The organism is Mesorhizobium sp. M1322 (genome assembly GCF_040318085.1).
GTDB lineage: Bacteria > Pseudomonadota > Alphaproteobacteria > Rhizobiales > Rhizobiaceae > Mesorhizobium.
Genome location: NZ_JAMYLP010000064.1, coordinates 1 through 16,401 on the forward strand (window position 1 = coordinate 1; position 16,401 = coordinate 16,401).

Sequence of the window (16,401 nt, forward strand, 5' to 3'; positions counted from 1 at the left end):
GTGGCCCGCCGCAATAGCCCCTGCCGCGCAATTGCCCAGCCGGCCTCGCACCAACCCTGGCTCCGCCGCCCCCCCGGTGCGCGCCGGACGTCAATTTCCATCACTTGTTGTAGAGTTTCAGGATCGGCTCGACGCTTGTCGCGTCGTAGAGGCTGAAGGTGTGGATGTCGTAGCCGATCGGTTCGCCCGAGGCGGCGAGACCGAGCAGCGCGACCGGCATGAAGCCTTGCGCCGACGGGAACTGCCAGGCGGCCGCGTTGACGAAGCCGGCCTTGACGGCTTCCGCGGTTTCCTTGGAATTGCCCCAGCCGACGACCGGGATCTTGCCGGCCGGCACGCCGGCGCCGTCGAACACCCGCTTGATGCTGGCCGCGACGGAATCGCCGAGCGCAATGACCGCCGGCGGATTGTTGGCCACCATATAGTCGGTCATCTTGGCGATGATGCCGGCCGGATCGGTGCCGCAATCGACCACGTCATATTTGATGCCGAGCGGATCGAAGACGCTGGCGATGCCTTCAGTCTCGAGCTGCTGGTAGCTGGCTCCAGGCACTTCCACCGGCAGGAACACCTTGTCGCCCTGCTTCACCATCTTGTGGTCGACCAGGTATTTTGCCCAGATGGCGCCGGCCTCCTTGAGGTCAGCGCCGACATAGGCCTGCCGTCCGGTCGCCGGATCGTCGGTATTGAAGAACACGATCGGGATGCCCGCAGCCTTGGCCGCCTTCACCTCTTCCGTCCACAGTCCTGGCTGGGCCGAGGTGGTGCCGATGCCGTCGGGCTTGGCGGCGAGCGCCGAGTTGAACGCTTCCTTCTGCGCCGCCATGTCGCCACCGCTGAAGGAGATCTTGCAGGTCACTTTGAGCTGGTCGCAGGCCTTGGTGGCGCCGGCATTCCAGTCGAGCCAGAATGCATCCGACGGGCCGCCATGCGACAGCAGATAGAACGTCTTCTCCTGCGCCAATGCCTGCGAGCTGAATGCGAGGCCGGCGAGCACTGTCGCGGCCGCCGCCAGTTTCAATCCGAATTTCAACATTTCGCTTCCTCCATTGTTGTTTCCTCCGGCCGAAGCGTCGCCCGAGAGCGGCGGCGCACGGCTTGTCAGAGGCCGTTGGCGCGGAACTTCCCGTCGAGGAATTTCTTGGCGCGCGGCACGTCGTCTTCCGAGAGATGCTCAATGATGACCGGAATGTTCGGGTGCTTTTCGGCAAGCCGCTGCAGATAGAGGTCGTAGTTGAGCGAACCGAGGCCGGGCGCCGGCAGCTCGATCTCGCCGACACCACGGAAAGTGTGGCTCTCCAGCGCGTTCTCGTCACCGATGTCGGCGTGCTTCTCCGACTTGTCGCCGCCCGATCGCTTGACGTCCTTGGCGTGTGCGATCTTGATCTTGTCGGTCAGCGTGTCGAACACCTGGTTCAGGATCTGGTCCATCCTGTCGATGTTATGCATCTCGAAATAATTGGTCGGGTCCATCAACAGGCCGAGGCCGGGATGGTCGACCTGTGCGAACATCCTCACCGTCTCCTCGACCGAGCCGACGACATTGTTGACATAGGTTTCGAGCAGGAAGACCGCGCCGTGGTCGTAGGCCGTCTGAGCAAGGTCGGCGATGACCTTGCGGCATTCCTCGAAGCCTTCCTCGGTCTTGTTCTTGGGATGGTGGACCCAATCGGACTCGGTGTTGTAGGTGCCGGTTTCCGAGATCACGTAAGGCGTGCCGAAATGGCGCGCATTGCGGATGATCTCCTTCAGATAGCCGACGCGCCTCTCGCGCTCGCCTATGTCCGGGTGGATGATGTTGGTGTAGCCCGACACACAGCAGATCGGCAGGTTGTGGTCGCGGAACGTATCGCGGACAGTCTTGGCCTTGTCCTTGGTGATCTGCCCGGCCGACAGGTCGATATCCCTAAAATGTAGGTCGAGCTGCACGGTGTTGAAATCGAGCGCGCGGATCTTCTGCGCGGTTTCCTTGAGGCCGTACGGGAAATAGCCCGTGAAGATACCTGCCTGCATCATGGTGTGAACTCCTCCCTGTAAGCGATTCAGTTGATTGAGATTTCAGAAAGCTTGACCGTGCGACCCTCGTCGATCGAGCGATAGCCGGCTTCGATCAGCGCCATGGTCTTGACGTTGTCGGCGACGGACAGCGCCGGCGGCGTGCCGGTCTTCACCGCGTGCTGGAGCTGCTCCATCACCCCGATGAAAGCGTGCGGAAACCACATCGTGTCCCAGCTGGGCGTCACCCATTCGCCGCCGGTGGTCTCGGTCGAGGCATAGGTCAGCGTCGAGGCGGAGCCTGTCGGCCAGCCGATCGTGCCCTTGGCGACGCCCTTTGTGCCGTCGACGCGCCAGTTGATGTGCTGGTCGTCCTTGTAGCCGTCATGGCGTGGACCGGACCAGACATCCTCCAGCGACAGGGCCAGCACCCCAGACGGGAACCGCAGCGTCGAAACGGTGATGCCGTCCGAATGGTCGAAGCGCGTGCGCGGATCCTTACGCGTCAGCGTGGTGATCTCGTCGGGATCGCCGAACAGAAAGCGCAGCACGTCGAGATGGTGGACGCTCATATTGGCGAGCGTCAGCCGGTCATAGTCCTCGAGGAAGCTCTGCCAATGCGGGATTGCGTGCATGTCGATCTGCGCGAAGACAATGTCGCCGAGCGCGCCGCTGTCCATGATCTGCTTCAGCACCCGCATCGACTGGTCGTAGCGCATGTTCTGGTTGACCGAGAGGATCTTGCCGGCCCTGGCCGCCTCGTCGCGCAACTCGATCGCATCCTTGAGCGATAGCGCCAGCGGCTTTTGCGCCAGGATCGCCTTGATGTGCTTCTGCTTCAGCGCATGGCGGATCAGTGCCGGCTGCTGGTCTGGCGGAAAGGCAAGGTCGATGATCTCGACATTTTCGTCCTCGATGAGCTGTTCCGGCGTATCGTGGACGGTCGGGATCTCCCAGCGCCTGGCGACCTTCTCGGCGCTGGCCTTGGTCCGCGAGGCGATCGCCACCACCGGAAAACCGGCCTCCTTGTAGGCGGCAAGATGGCATTCGGCCATGATCATGCCGGCGCCAACGCAGCCGATCCTGTATTCCCGGGTGCGGACTTTAACGTCCGGCTCGAAGCCGTTGCCCGCTAATTCTTCGCTTGCCATATATTCCTCCCGAAACTCGTTCCTTGCAGCCGCTGTCATCGTGCCAGCGCTCCCCCGCTTTGCCCGAAATAATGCACCCTGCCCGGCTCGCAGGATAACGCCACCATGGCATCGGGCCTGATGTCCGGCTGGCCGCGCAGCAGCGCCCTCAGACGCGCCTGCCCGGCAGCGAGTGTCACCACGGTGTAGCCGCCGAGGGGCTCGACCTCGAACACTCGTGCCGGGCGGCCCGCCCGCCCAACCGACATTCCATCATCCGATATTTCCCCATCCTGCCAGGGCCGGACCTTGATATCTTCCGGCCTGAGCCCGATCTCGACGGCATCGGCCGGGGTAGCGTTGTCTGCAATACGGATCGTGCCTTCGGCCGCCTCGACACCGCCCTCGCCGCGCACCGACTTCAAGATATTCATCATCGGCGAGCCGAGCAGCCGCGCGACGTAGGTGCTGGCCGGGCGATCATAAATCTCGGCCGGCGCGCCGATCTGTCTGATTTTGCCGTTCTCAAGGATGGCCATGCGGTCGGCGACCGACATCGCCTCTTCCTGGTCGTGCGTGACATAGATCAGCGTCTTGCCAAGCTCGCGCTGGATGCGCTTCAGCTCGACCCGCGTTTCTTCGCGCAGCCTGGCGTCGAGCGCCGAGATTGGATCGTCCATCAGATAGGCATTGGGATCGCGCACCAGCGCACGTGCGATCGCCACGCGCTGCCGCTCGCCGCCCGAAAGCTGCGCCGGCGGCTTGTGCAGGATGTGGCCGATATGCAGCTTGGCCGCGACGTCGGCGACACGCTTTTCGATATCGGCCTCGGCGACCCGGCGTTCGACCAGGGGAAAGCGGACGTTGTCGCGCGCGCTCATATGCGGGAACAGCGCCAGGTTCTGAAACACCATGGCGACGTTGCGCTCGGCCGGCGATACGGTGTTGACGGCCCTGCCGCCGATCAGGATCTCGCCGCTATCGGGGGTTGCCAGGCCGAGCACCAGACGCAGCACCGTCGACTTGCCCGACAGCGGCGGGCCGAAGAAGCAGAAGAACTCATTGTCGTTGACAGTGAACGAGGCGTCGTCGACGGCGAGCATACCGCCATAGCGTTTGGTCACATTGCGGAAGACGATATCAGCCATGATCTCAGCCCGCTCGCAAGGCAAGGCCAGTGGTGGCGTCGAAGACGCGCACCGACTGAACGGTCGGCGCGACGACTGCCGTTTGTCCGATCGCCAGCCCGACATCGTTGTCGAACACCGCCTTCACAGCGCTCTCGCCCTGGCCGAGATGCACGATGGTGCGTGCGCCGATGCGCTCGACGAAAGTCACTGGCACGGAAAGCCCCTTGCCGTGTTTGACCAGCGCCGCCTGTTCCGGGCGGAAACCGTAAAGCACGTCGCCCTGCGCGCGCCGCACGGCGGTGGCGATTTCGACTGGCAGCGGCGGCGTGACGCCGAGCGGCCCGAGATCGACGACCAGCCCACGGTCGCTTTCCGCCGGCCTGCCTCTGAGCAGGTTCATTCCCGGCGCACCGATGAAGCGGGCGACGAAGACGTTGGCCGGATCGTTGTAGACTTCCAGCGGCGTGCCGACCTGCTGCAGCACGCCGTGGTCCATCACCGCGATGCGGTCGGCCATGGTCATCGCTTCGAGTTGGTCGTGGGTGACATAGACCATGGTCTGCCGGAACTGCCGCTGCAACTGCTTCAGTTCGGTCCGCATAACCGCCCGGAAGGCCGCATCGACATTGGACAGCGGCTCGTCGAGCAGGAAGATCGCCGGCTCCATGATCGCCGAACGGCCGATCGCCACCCGCTGTAATATGTTGACCGACAGCCGGGCGGCTTTGCGGTCGAGCAACGCCGTCAGCTGCAGCATCTCGGCAATGGCGCCGACGCGGCGGTCGATCTCAGCCTTCGCCGCGCCACGCATTTTTGGGCCGTAGGCGAGGTTCTGCCGCACGGTCATATGGGTGAAGATCGCGTAGTTCTGGAACACGAAGCCGACGCCGCGCCGTCCCATCGGCACGCCGGCCATGTCGCGCTCGCCGAACAGGATCTTGCCGCTGGTCGGCTCCTCCATGCCGGCGATCATGTTCATGGTCGTCGACTTGCCGCAGCCTGACGGCCCGAGCAACGCCATGAACTCGCCGTCGGCAATCGCCAGATCCATCGTCTTCAGCGCGGTGAAGTCGCCGAACTTCTTGACCAGATTCTGCAGATGGATGGCGCTCATGCCAGGACCTCCCGCGCCCGCGCCATGCGCTTCATGGCAAACACCGCGGCGATGGACAGCACGATCAGGATGGCCAGCGCGATCGCCGCGACATAGCCCCAGATCAGGTCCTGGGTGGTGAGCTTGTAGATGTAGACGGAGATGGTCTCGGTGGCGACGCCGGGACCGCCGCCGGTCATGATGTAGAGCGTGTCGAATATCTTGAAGTTCTCGATCACCCGGATCGCCAGCGCTATGATGATGATCGTCTTCATCTTCGGCAGCACGATGGTGACGAAGCGCTGCCAGGGATTGGCGCCGAGCAGCGTCGCCGCCTTGATCTGGTCCTCCGGCACGCCGATCAGGCCGGCAAGCAGGATCAGGAACATCAGCGGCGTCCATTGCCAGATATCGGCGACCATGACGGCGATGAGCGCCAGGGTCGGATCCGAAAGCCAGGCGATGGTGACGGAAAAGCCTGATACCACCGACAGGATGTCGTTGACCGGACCGCCCGACTGGAACAGCATGAAAAACATGTAACCGGCCACCGCCGGCACCACCATCATCGGCGTCAGCAGGATCGAGTAGAAGATCCGCTTACCCGGAAACTCGTCGGCAAACAGCGTGGCGAGAGCGAGGCCGAGCAGGAATTCCGCCGGCACGCAGACGATCATGACGATGGCCGTGCGCTTCAGCGCGCTCCAGAAACGGGCGTCGGCGGCAAGATCGGTATAGTTGGCGAAATTGTTCCACAGCGACCAGGCGTTCCACCAGCCGAGGCCCGACAGCGGCGACCAGTCGGTGAGGCTGATGTAAAGCTGCATCAGCAGCGGGAAGACGGCAATGAACAGCACCAGGATCTGCGCCGGCAATGTCAGCCGGAAACCGAGCCGCGCACCCTCATCCGGCAGCACCGGCTTTGCCTGGGCGGCATTCATGGCCTCCTCCGAAATTGTGGCCGTCACCGCGCTCATTGCTTGAGTGCTCCGAAGGTCAGCCCACGCACCAGATGACGCTGGATGGCGATGCCCATGATGACGGGGGGCACCGCCGCGATCAGCCCGAGCGCTGCCTTGGCGCCGTAGAGCTGTCCGGTCATCGAGGAGGACAGCGAGGCCATGTAGACCGGGACCGTCACCCATTCGCGCGTCGTCAGAAGCAGCGCGATCAGATAGTCCGACCAGTTAAGGATGAAGACGAACAGTGCGGCGCTGGCCAGCGGCGCACGCATCATCGGCAGCGTGATGCGGGTAAAGACGCGCCACCGCGAACAGCCCTCGACCAGTGCCGCCTCCTCGATCTCACGCGGCATGTCGTCGAAGAAGGTCTTCATCAGCCAAAACGCAAAGGGCAGCGTGACGATGCCGTAGATCAGCGACAGCCCCCACCAGCTGTCGGTGAAGTTGAGGAAGGCCCACATGATCATCACCGGCGTCATGACCGCCATCGGCGGAAACAGGCGAAGCTGGATCAGCGCCAGCGGCAGGTTCTGGCCCGAGCCGAAGCGCGACAGCCCGTAGGCCGCCGCGGTGCCCGCCGACATGGCGATCGCCGTGCCGAACGTGGCCGACAGCAGCGACGACAGGATCGGCTTGAGGGCGGTGCGGTCGAGCGCGACAATCAGATTGTTGGTCGACTCACCGAAGACGAAGCGGAAATTGCTGAGCGTCGGGTTCTTCGGCCACCAGGTCAGCTCGACGCCGGTCGCCGACCATTCGGCGATCGGCTTGAAGGCCATCGACACCATCCACAGGATCGGCACCAGCGTCACCGCCATGGCCGCAAGGATCGCTGCATAGCGGAATACTTCGAAAGGAACGGAACGCTTCATCTTGCAGCTTTGCTGGTACCATCGTTTTGCGGAGGGGAAGAGCAATCACTCCTCCCCTCCATTCGGATGCAGGAAGGAGGATCAGCTGATCGGGTCGAGAACGGTAGGCCAAGCCTCCTTGTTGGTCTTGATGGCTTCGAGAAGCTTCTCCTCGCCGGTGCGGCGGGCGATCTTCTTCCATTCGGCCTCGGTGTCGGCCATCGCCTGCTCGGCGGTCTTGGCCTTGGTCAACGCGGCGACGAGGTTCTCGTCCAGCGCATTGTGGAAGGCGGTGGCGCCGGGATAGTTGATGGTCGGCACAGTGCGGGCGACCGTCTCGCGCACCACATCCATGTGGTAGGAGTGATAGGTCTGGCGGACCAGCGGGTCGGAGAAATCCGACAGCCGGAACGGATCGAAATAGCCGCCCGGATTGGCGGTCATCCAGGCATAGATCCGGCTCGATCCCAGCCACTGCAGGAAGAGATAGCAGGCCTCCGGATTTTTGGCCTGCGAGGAGACCGAAGCCGAGAGGTTCAGCCACAGCACCGAACGGCTGATCAGCTTCCCGTCGATCTCGCGGCCGGGTGGCAGCATCGAGCCGATCTTGCCGGTGACAGCTGAATCCTTGTTGCCGGCGTTGTCGAGGAATTTTGGCAGGTTGGAGAAGGCGCAGGTCATGGCGGCGCCGCCCTTGGCGAAATTGCCGTACTGTTCCGGCCAGCCCCATGAGATCGCGTCCGGCGAATGATGGGCCAGCGAGGCGATGTACTCGTTGGTCGCAGCTATCCCTTGCTCCGAATTGATCAGCGGCTTGCCGGTATCGTCGAACAGGAACTGATTGGGCGAAGCCATTGAAACATAACGCTGATACCAGTTGGTGTAGCCCCAGCCCTGATTGCGCAGATCGGTCGAGCCGAACAGGCCCTTGTCGGGGCGCTGGAAGAAGGCCGCGATCTCGTCATGCTGCTTCCAGGTCTTCGGCGGCGCCAGTTCGTAGCCATGCTTGTCGGAGAAGGTTTTCTTCTCGGCCGCATCGCCGAACAGATCGGTGCGGTAGACCCAGGTCTGGAAATCGCCATCCAGCGATACGCCATAGGTCGAGCCGCGATACTGGTTAAGCAGCGAGACGCCCTTGGCGCCGTTGACATAGCCGCGCTCGGGGTCGTCCCACTCCGGCTTGTACTGAGCGACGAAGTCGTCGAGCTTCAGGATGCCGCCGGTTTCGGCGAGGTCGCCGAGACGGTTCCATTCTACCGCATAGATATCATAGGCCCCACCCTTGGTGGAGATATCCTGCATCGTTTTGGTGAATTCCTGGCCGTTCGGCACGCCGACAATCTCGAGCGGAATGCCGGTTTCCTTCTCCCAAAGATCCTTGATCGAAGGCGCGCCAGCAGGAAACGGCTGCGTCAGCTGGCCGATCGAGCCATCGGACAGGCCGAGCACGATCTTGGCCGGCGCCTTGCCGGCGCCCTTCATCGCCTTGGCCGCCTCGATGACACGGCCTTCCGGCGTGTCGGGACCATACTGATAGTGCTCCGAGCCGTCGAAGCCCGTCGGGCCGCCGATCATGCCCGGCGCCAGCGCATCGGCCGCATAGGCGCGGCTGGGGCGGATGAATTTCGGTGCGATACCTGCAGCGGCAACGAGCACGGCCGCCTTTCCACCGGACGCCAGCAAGCGGCGCCGCGACATGCGGATCATATCAGACATTGGAAGTCCTCCCTCGGGGCCTTGTTCCTCCACGGCCCTCATGATGGATATTGACGGCAGTATGGGAAGGCTGTCAACATCATAAATACTCAAAACACGTCATAAGATCGCAGATGAGGGAGAGAAATGCAGTCCAGCGAGGTTACTACACGGCACCTGGTGCTTGAATTTGAGGGAACCGTGCGCCGCGCCGAGCCTTTTCGGCCGGGCTCCGCGATTTGATGTAGCGCGCCGGCTTGCGCATCGGCTAAGGCCGGATACATCATTTCCCATCAGAATCGCGGATGGCAATGAAGTCGTCGTCCGATTCGTTAAATCCGCAATTTTGATGCGCCCGTAGCGCTAGAATGAGGTGATCGACTGTGCGGTCCACGCTGACAGACATAGCCCGGGAAGCCGGCGTTTCAGCCGCCACGGTCGACCGTGTGCTCAACAACCGCGCCGGGGTCAGGGCGCGCACCCGCGAGGTCGTGCTGGAAACGGCGCAGCGGCTTGGCTACATCGCGGAAAATTCGAACAGCCCGACCCCACGCAACGCCCTGCCCGGCGACGTCATACGGCTCGACTTCGCCCTGCCCGCCGGCACCAATTCCTTCATCAAGATGCTGCACCGGCACATCGAGGCGCAGGCGCAGTCAAGACCGGACCTCGATGTGCGCGTCGCCACGATCGAAGGCTTCAATCCCGACCGGCTTGCCCGCCTGCTGCAGGAATTGCGCGGCCAGACGCAAGGCGTCGGCGTCATCGCGCTCGACCATCCGACGGTCCGCGAGGCGATCCGCTCGCTATCGGCCAGCGGCGTCAAGGTCGTCACCATCGCGTCCGACATCCTGCATGTGCCGAGGGTCGCCTATATCGGCATCGACAACCGCGCCGCCGGCCGGCTCGCCGGCTATCTGCTCAATCGCTTCATGGGCGCCGATCGCCCGGGCAAAGTCGCGCTGTTCGCCGGCTCGCTCTCCTATCGCGGCCATGAGGAGCGCGAGATGGGCTTCCGCCACGTCCTGACGGAAGACTCGCCCAATCTGCAGATCGTCGAGATGCGCGAGATGCTCGACGACCGGGAAAAGGCCTATATGGAGGCCTCGGCCCTGCTGGACCGGCACCCGGATCTGGCCGCGATCTACAATGTCGGCGCCGGCAACACCGGCATCGCTCGCGCACTCAAGGAGCGAGGCCGGGCGCTGTCGACCGTGTTTCTCGGCCACGAAGTGACGGAAGGCACCAAGGACCTTTTACTCGACGGCACGCTCGACGCGGTCATCGACCAGAACCCGCGCGTCGAGGCCCGCGAAGCGCTCAACACCTTGACCCATGCGATCAGGGGCTTGCCCTACGAACTGCACCAGCCGCGGCTGCAGGTAATCTTCAGGGAAAGCATCCCGGAGATCTGAACGGAAGCTCCCATGATAACAGAGGCCGCGCCAACAGGTGCGGGCCGTGGCGTCACAAGTTCGTGACCTAATCCGCGTCCGCCACCTCCGGATAGAGAGCCTGCGCGAGGTCGCGGATTGCATCGGCGGTGCGCGGGCCGAAGCCGATCATATAGGCGCCGTCCAGCACGATCAGCGCCTTTGTCTCCGCCGCCGGCGTGGCGCTCAGCGCCCGGGTGCCGAACACCTGTTCGGCGGTGGGGCCGCCCTTGCCGTCGCTCATCATCAGAATCACGTCGGACGCCATTTCGATCAGCTTTTCTTCCGACGCTGGCTTGTAGCCCTGCACTACGACCATCGGATTGATGCCGCCTGCATAGCGGATGATTGCATCGGCCGCGGTGCCGGCGCCGGCAGCACTCAGCCGCACGAGGCCGTGGAAGAACACTACTTTCTTGCGGCGCTCGGGTGCAATTTTCGCGGCGAGATCGGCGGCAGCCTTGAAGGCGTCGAGCACGTCCCGTGAAACCTCCCTGCCCTTGTGCTCAAGGCGAAGCGCTGCGGCAATCAGGGTGATCTTGCGTTCGATGCCTTGCGGACTGTTGTCTTCCGGCACGAAGACGACCGGGATCGCCAGCGACTTGAGCACCTCGATTGCCTCCGGCGGCCCGCTGTCCTGCGCCGCCAGGATCAGATCGGGGCGAAGCGCGACCAAGCCTTCCACGGACAATTGCCGCCGGTAGCCGACATCCGGCTTTTGCGCGACGGAAGCGGGATATTTGCTGCCGCGATCAACCGCGATGATCCGGCCGCCGGCGCCCAGCGCATCAACGATCTCGGTAACGTCGGAACCGAGCGTCAATATCCTGGTTCCCGGACCGGTCACGACGGTCCGCCCCGATGCGTCGACGACCATATCCGCGGCCAGCGCGTTGAATCCGCAAGACGGCGCAAGAACAGAAAACGCCAACAGTAGCATAACCGCCATGCTGCCCGATCGAAACCAGCGCATCTGCCTGCGCCCTCCGCCACTGCCGACCATGCCGTCTCGCTCCTGCGCTTGAGATTCCTCGATGATGGTCGTGGCTATAAAATTAAAGTTGACTAATGTCATCATGTTTCAATAAGTAGCCCTGCCCGACCCACCGGTCGAGCTTCTCCATCATGCCAGCCAGGGCCGACGGCCGCCGCCAGCAATCTTGCTTTTCCGGGGGCGGCATCGCTATGAGACTGACACGCAACAAGACCTTGATGGCGAGCACCGCGCTCGCCTTCGCACTCGGCCTGTGTGCCGCGCCGCCCGCCACCGCGCAGGAGGAGCAGAAGGAAGGCGCCGCCGCCAAGGCCGACCGTCCAGCCAAGCCGCTCCAGCAGGCTGGAGCGAACGAGCCGACCGTGCTCGACCTGATCACCATCTCGGCGACGATGATCAAGACGGCTGTCATCGACTCGATGGCCGCCATCAGTGCCGTCGACTCTGAAGAGCTCGAACGCATCCAGCCAGACACCGCCGCCGACATTTTCCGCACCACGCCCGGCGTTGCCGCCTCGATGAACGGCGACGATCCGGCGACTGCCATCAACATTCGCGGACTGGAACAATATGGCCGCGTGGTGGTGACGCTCGACGGCGCCCGCCAGGATTACTGGCGCGTCGGCCACGGCTCGGGCTCGTTCTATGTCGAGCCCGAGCTGATCAAAGATGCGACAGTCATTCGCGGCCCGGTCTCGAATGCCTATGGCTCGGGGGGCATCGGCGGCGTCGTCTCCTTCGAAACCAAGGATGCCGGCGATTTCCTCAAGCAGGAGGAACGTTGGGCGCTGAGCGAAAAGCTCGGTTATGAGAGCAATGGCCACGGCTTCACCACCAGCACCACCGGCGCCTACCGCTTCAGCGACGACGCCGATATCATCGGCAATCTCATCTATCGCGACCGCGACAGCTACACCGACGGCAATGGCGACACGGTGCCGTGGACCGGCGAGAGCATCACCAGCGGCTATATGAAGGCGACGCTGCGCCCCGCCGACGGCCACGAGCTCAAGCTCGGCGCGATCCTGCAGCGCTATAGCGACCAGATCACCGGATCGAGCGGTTCAACCTCGCCGACGCTCAGCCGTTACGACACCGACACGACCAACCAGACCTACACGGCAGCCTATACCTGGAAGCCTGACGACAACGAGCTGATCGACTTCAGCGCCAATCTCTACCACAACCGCACGCGCGCCGAGCAGACACAGGTCTGGCCGGTGTCGGCCATCGGCAAGTTCCGCTATTACGACGTCGCCACGTTAGGTTTCAACTTGAAGAACTCCTCGCGCTTCGACGCCTGGGAGATGGCACATACCCTCACCTACGGGCTCGATTACTACTATCTGGAGGCCTCATCGGAGGCCGCGCATTTCGGCGCCGGCGAGCAGCAGGGCTATGGCGGCTTCCTGCAATGGCAGGGCGACTATGAGAACTGGCTGCAGCTCATCGCCGCCATGCGCTATGATGGCTACCAGCTCGACGGCGAAACGAAGACCGTGCCGCCGGAGGAAGCCTCGATGTCGGGCGACCGCTGGTCGCCCCGCCTCACCGTTGGCGTTACGCCACTCGAAGGCTTCCAGCTCTACGGCACCTATTCCGAAGGCTACCGGGCACCGGGCCTGCAGGACGTCTATCGCGGCGGCGGTGCGCATGGCGGGGGCGACAGCTACCAGCCCAACCTGCTTCTGCAGCCCGAAACGGCGAAGAGCTGGGAAGCCGGCGTCAATTTGAAATACGACGATGTGCTGACCGCCGGCGATCTGTTTCGTGCCAAGGTCAACGTCTTCCACACCGATATCGAGGATTATATCGACGTCGACCTGACCGTCTTGCCGAGAACAGCGATCAACATCGGCGACGCGCGGCTGAAAGGCATCGAGGCCGAGGCGGTCTACGACTATGGCTGGGGTTTCGTGAATCTGGCCGGCGCCCTGATCGACGCCAAGGTCGTCAGCGGAGTTTACTCCGGCCAGGCGCTGAACAACACGCCGCTCGACCGCTTCTCGGCGACCGTCGGCTTCAGGATGCTGGAAGACCAGCTCACCATCGGCGCGCAATATCTCAGCGTCGGCAAGACCACCCGCACCAGCCGCACCGATCCGGACCGGCCGCCCGAAATCAATGACGGCTTCGACCTCGTCAATGTCTTCGCCAACTGGCGCATCAATGATCACGCCAGGCTCGATTTCGCCGTCGATAACGTGTTTGACACCGCCTACACCGACCCGCAAAGCGCATGGTCGACGTCGGCGGCGACTGAACAGGGCAAGGGCCGCACCTTCAAAGTGGCGCTGACCGGCAGGATCGGAGGTTGAGCATGAGCGAAGCATCGGCGAGCGGACTGGCCTGCGAAGCGCGTTTGAACCTGCCCAACCTGCCGCTTTACATCGACCGCATCAGCGACCGGCTGCAGAGTTTCGATGCCGATGCCTCGCAAGAGGGGCAGCGGCTCGACTTCCGCTTCGCCTTCGGCGGCGCATCCTTCGACGTGGACCGGCTGGTGATGCGGGCCAATGCCGCCGACCGCGACGGGCTGGCGCGCATCAAGGATCTGCTGGCCACCGCGATCGAAGTTTATGCCAAGGAAGAAAACCCCGAGATCGTCTGGACCGGCGATTTCGCCGGGGAAACCCGCCTCGCTCAGTTCCGCGAGATGGTCGTCACCCAAGTTGGCGATCTCACACCGCATATGCGCCGCATCCGCTTCGCTGGTGAGGATCTGGGGCGTTTCGCGAAATTCGGCGGCATGCATATCCGCATGCTGTTTCCGACCAGGGAGGTGCCCGAACCGCTCTGGCCCGTGCTCGGCGGCAATGGCTTGCCAGCCTGGCCCTCGAACGACAGGCGTCCGCTGGCGCGCGTCTACACGATCCGGGCGCTCGACCTGGAAAAGGGCATCATCGACGTCGACTTCCTGATCCATCCCGGCGACAGCGTCGGCGCGCACTGGGCCATGCAGGCAACTGCGGGCATGAAAATCGGCATCATGGGACCGGTCGGCCGCCCGGTGCGGCTGGCATCATGGTATCTCATGGGCGCCGACGAAACCGGCCTGCCGGCGCTGGCGCGCATGCTGGAGACGCTGCCCGCCGAGACGAAAGGCGCGGCCTACATCGAGATCGCCGACGATGGCGAACGACAGGTGATCGACAACGCGACCGGCATAGAGCTGCACTGGCTGCCGAGAAATGGTGTACCGGCCGGCCTCGACGAAAGGCTGGCGCGCGCCATCCTGTCAGTGGCATGGCCGACCGGTTCGGCGTTCGGCTGGTTCGCTGCGGAAGCGGCTGCCGCCACGACGGTGCGCGAACACTGGCGCGGTACGCTGGGGCTTGGCCGCGACGAGACGCTGGCAGCGGCCTATTGGCGGCAGGGCGCGGCAGGACTGATGGCCGGCTAGATCTTGCTTACCATCGCTTGCGCATCGTCAGCCATGCTGATCGCGATCCGGTCGCCTGAGACAATGCCTGAGACATCGCAGACGACCAGCGGCATGCTGACATCGTAGAGGAACTCGGCGACGATGGCGCCGACGGCAAGGATCGGATCCGGCCGCTCCAGGATAATGCCGGCCGGCGCCGTGCCCCGGCGGATCGCCTCGGCGAGAATCGAAGACGAGGACGACGAGCCGCGCCCGGATGCCATCACCAAAATCTTGCCGGCGACATTTTGGCCAAGACCAGAATGCGAGTGGTCGATGATTTCGCCTGTTTCGACGTCGATCCCGCCCCAGAAGCTGAGCGCGTGCGAAAACACCAGCGCCGAGCCTTGCGCTTCGCCGGCAAGCTGGAAGATGCCGGTGCGTTCGATCCGGTCTGTTTCGGCCGACCGCGTCATGGCGCGCTCCGCACGACATGCCCGGCCGCTGCCGAGCGGACGCAATCTTCCATGTCGCCGAACGCCACCGACACGCCGATATTGCCGGGCGCGTAATGTGCCCATTTGCCGGAATTGGTCATCACCACGCCGTCGAGACGCTCGAGGATGGTGGTGACATAAGTGCAGGTATCCGCAACCGGAATGAGGCCGAACGCCTCCATGCCGGCCAGTGCGCCCTCATCCTGCAATCTCTTCAAAGTGGCGCGTCCGGTGTTGACATAGATCGGAACGCCCCTGCCCGGCGCGACCTCGTGCAGCAGCGGCAGCAGGCGCATCCATTCCTCATGCGAAAAATGCGGCGTGCCGAGCGATACCGCCGCAAGCGGCGCGCCGTCGGGGATGCTCGACAGTTTTGCCAGCGCCTGGTCGATGTCGGCGCGACAGATCCGGATCGTCGCCTCCGGCGCCATGCCGCGAAATGCCTCGTCGAGCGTCCTTGCTTCCGGCGTGATGCCGACCGCATGAAACAGTGCCACCGCGCCCGTCGTTGCCGCCGCCGCACCCAGCGCCTTCAGCTGGTCCTCGTCGCGCGGCTGCGGCAGGCCTGACATGACAGGAATGCGGTCGCCACTCGCCTGCCCGACGATCAGCCCGACGCCAACGAACAGGGTGTCGGCAGGCTCGAAAGAACCGGACAGCTCGAACAGCACCTGGCCGCGCCGGTTTTCGCTGAGATGCAGTCCCCAGGCCGGCGCGCGCCCGGTCATCGCGCAGCACAGATCGATGAAATCACCATAGCGGTTGGTCCGGGCACCGATCACCGAATTGGCAAAGACGATGGCGTTGGACTCGCCCCAGGCGATCTGTTCGCCGAAAGCCGGCCGGAACCGCGTCTGATAGGGCGCGCAGGTGAATGTCGCCTGGCAGCCGAGCTCCAGATGCGCCTTCATCAGACGGCGTGCCGGCGCCTCTTGCGACGGCGGCATCTTCACCAGTCCGGGATGGATGAGGTCGAACGAGCCGACATTCAGCGTCGTCGGCACATGCACGCGACCGCCGCCCTCGACCAGCCTTTCGACGAAATCGAGGCTGGCTTGGCCGTGATAGAGGCAGCCATCGATATGGGCCCCAGCAATGTCCAACAGCTTGCGCGCGCCGACTGCGTTGGAAAAGGCGACCAGTATCTTCATCGCGGCGGCCACGGCCGGGCCCTGCTCGCCCTGCAGCATCGACTGGTCATCCGCACTGAGTTCAAGCGTCATCGGATGTTCCGCCTTCGGCACTATGCCCGATCAT

General features: G+C 63.6%; 14 protein-coding genes. 3 read left to right on the forward strand and 11 right to left on the reverse strand.

Annotated features, from left to right (window positions below; all coding sequences use genetic code 11):
* Positions 1-100: 100 nt before the first annotated feature.
* The 8 genes from NKH12_RS21250 to NKH12_RS21285 form a co-directional block, all read right to left on the reverse strand.
* Positions 101-1,036, reverse strand: a complete 936-nt coding sequence (locus NKH12_RS21250) for a sugar ABC transporter substrate-binding protein (RefSeq protein ID WP_352954928.1) — start codon at positions 1,034-1,036, stop codon at positions 101-103.
* 65 nt (positions 1,037-1,101) lie between these two features.
* Positions 1,102-2,016 (reverse strand): sugar phosphate isomerase/epimerase family protein, encoded by a 915-nt coding sequence (locus NKH12_RS21255; protein WP_352954929.1) that lies wholly within the window; start codon positions 2,014-2,016, stop codon positions 1,102-1,104.
* A 26-nt stretch (positions 2,017-2,042) separates the two neighbouring features.
* Positions 2,043-3,146 (reverse strand): Gfo/Idh/MocA family protein, encoded by a 1,104-nt coding sequence (locus tag NKH12_RS21260; protein WP_352954930.1) that lies wholly within the window; start codon positions 3,144-3,146, stop codon positions 2,043-2,045.
* A 35-nt stretch (positions 3,147-3,181) separates the two neighbouring features.
* Positions 3,182-4,273 (reverse strand): ABC transporter ATP-binding protein, encoded by a 1,092-nt coding sequence (locus NKH12_RS21265; RefSeq protein WP_352954931.1) that lies wholly within the window; start codon positions 4,271-4,273, stop codon positions 3,182-3,184.
* Positions 4,274-4,277: 4 nt separating this feature from the next.
* Entirely contained in the window at positions 4,278-5,369 is a 1,092-nt protein-coding gene (locus NKH12_RS21270) for an ABC transporter ATP-binding protein (RefSeq protein ID WP_352954932.1), read from the reverse strand.
* Positions 5,366-6,325 (reverse strand): carbohydrate ABC transporter permease, encoded by a 960-nt coding sequence (locus NKH12_RS21275; RefSeq protein WP_352954933.1) that lies wholly within the window; start codon positions 6,323-6,325, stop codon positions 5,366-5,368. The genes NKH12_RS21270 and NKH12_RS21275 overlap by 4 nt, the downstream gene beginning before the upstream one ends.
* Positions 6,322-7,182, reverse strand: a complete 861-nt coding sequence (locus NKH12_RS21280; protein ID WP_352954934.1) for a carbohydrate ABC transporter permease — start codon at positions 7,180-7,182, stop codon at positions 6,322-6,324. Before NKH12_RS21280 ends, NKH12_RS21275 begins: the two co-directional genes overlap by 4 nt.
* 81 nt (positions 7,183-7,263) lie before the next feature.
* Positions 7,264-8,877, reverse strand: a complete 1,614-nt coding sequence (locus NKH12_RS21285; protein WP_352954935.1) for an extracellular solute-binding protein — start codon at positions 8,875-8,877, stop codon at positions 7,264-7,266.
* A gap of 362 nt (positions 8,878-9,239) precedes the next feature.
* Between NKH12_RS21285 and NKH12_RS21290 the strand changes: the two genes are divergently transcribed.
* Positions 9,240-10,271: a LacI family DNA-binding transcriptional regulator gene (locus NKH12_RS21290; protein WP_352954936.1), complete on the forward strand. Its 1,032-nt coding sequence runs from the start codon at positions 9,240-9,242 to the stop codon at positions 10,269-10,271.
* Between the two features lie 67 nt (positions 10,272-10,338).
* Here NKH12_RS21290 and NKH12_RS21295 read toward each other — a convergent pair whose 3' ends face one another.
* Positions 10,339-11,166, reverse strand: coding sequence for a heme/hemin ABC transporter substrate-binding protein (locus NKH12_RS21295; protein ID WP_352954937.1), 828 nt, complete (start codon positions 11,164-11,166; stop codon positions 10,339-10,341).
* Positions 11,167-11,474: 308 nt separating this feature from the next.
* Here NKH12_RS21295 and NKH12_RS21300 point away from each other — a divergent pair, with 308 nt between their 5' ends.
* The gene (locus tag NKH12_RS21300) at positions 11,475-13,601 is read left to right on the forward strand and encodes a TonB-dependent hemoglobin/transferrin/lactoferrin family receptor (protein ID WP_352954938.1); all 2,127 of its coding nucleotides are present in this window, start codon (positions 11,475-11,477) and stop codon (positions 13,599-13,601) included.
* A gap of 2 nt (positions 13,602-13,603) precedes the next feature.
* A complete protein-coding gene (locus NKH12_RS21305) occupies positions 13,604-14,686 on the forward strand; it encodes an SIP domain-containing protein (RefSeq protein ID WP_352954939.1) in 1,083 nt (360 codons plus the stop codon).
* Here the strand turns inward: NKH12_RS21305 and NKH12_RS21310 are convergent.
* Together NKH12_RS21310 and NKH12_RS21315 are read right to left on the reverse strand one after the other, a co-directional pair.
* Complete coding sequence (locus tag NKH12_RS21310; protein WP_352954940.1) at positions 14,683-15,123, reverse strand: aconitase X swivel domain-containing protein; 441 nt, start codon at positions 15,121-15,123, stop codon at positions 14,683-14,685. The two genes, NKH12_RS21305 and NKH12_RS21310, sit on opposite strands and share 4 nt — an antisense overlap.
* The gene (locus tag NKH12_RS21315) at positions 15,120-16,367 is read right to left on the reverse strand and encodes an aconitase X (protein WP_352954941.1); all 1,248 of its coding nucleotides are present in this window, start codon (positions 16,365-16,367) and stop codon (positions 15,120-15,122) included. Before NKH12_RS21315 ends, NKH12_RS21310 begins: the two co-directional genes overlap by 4 nt.
* Between the last annotated feature and the right edge of the window lie 34 nt (positions 16,368-16,401).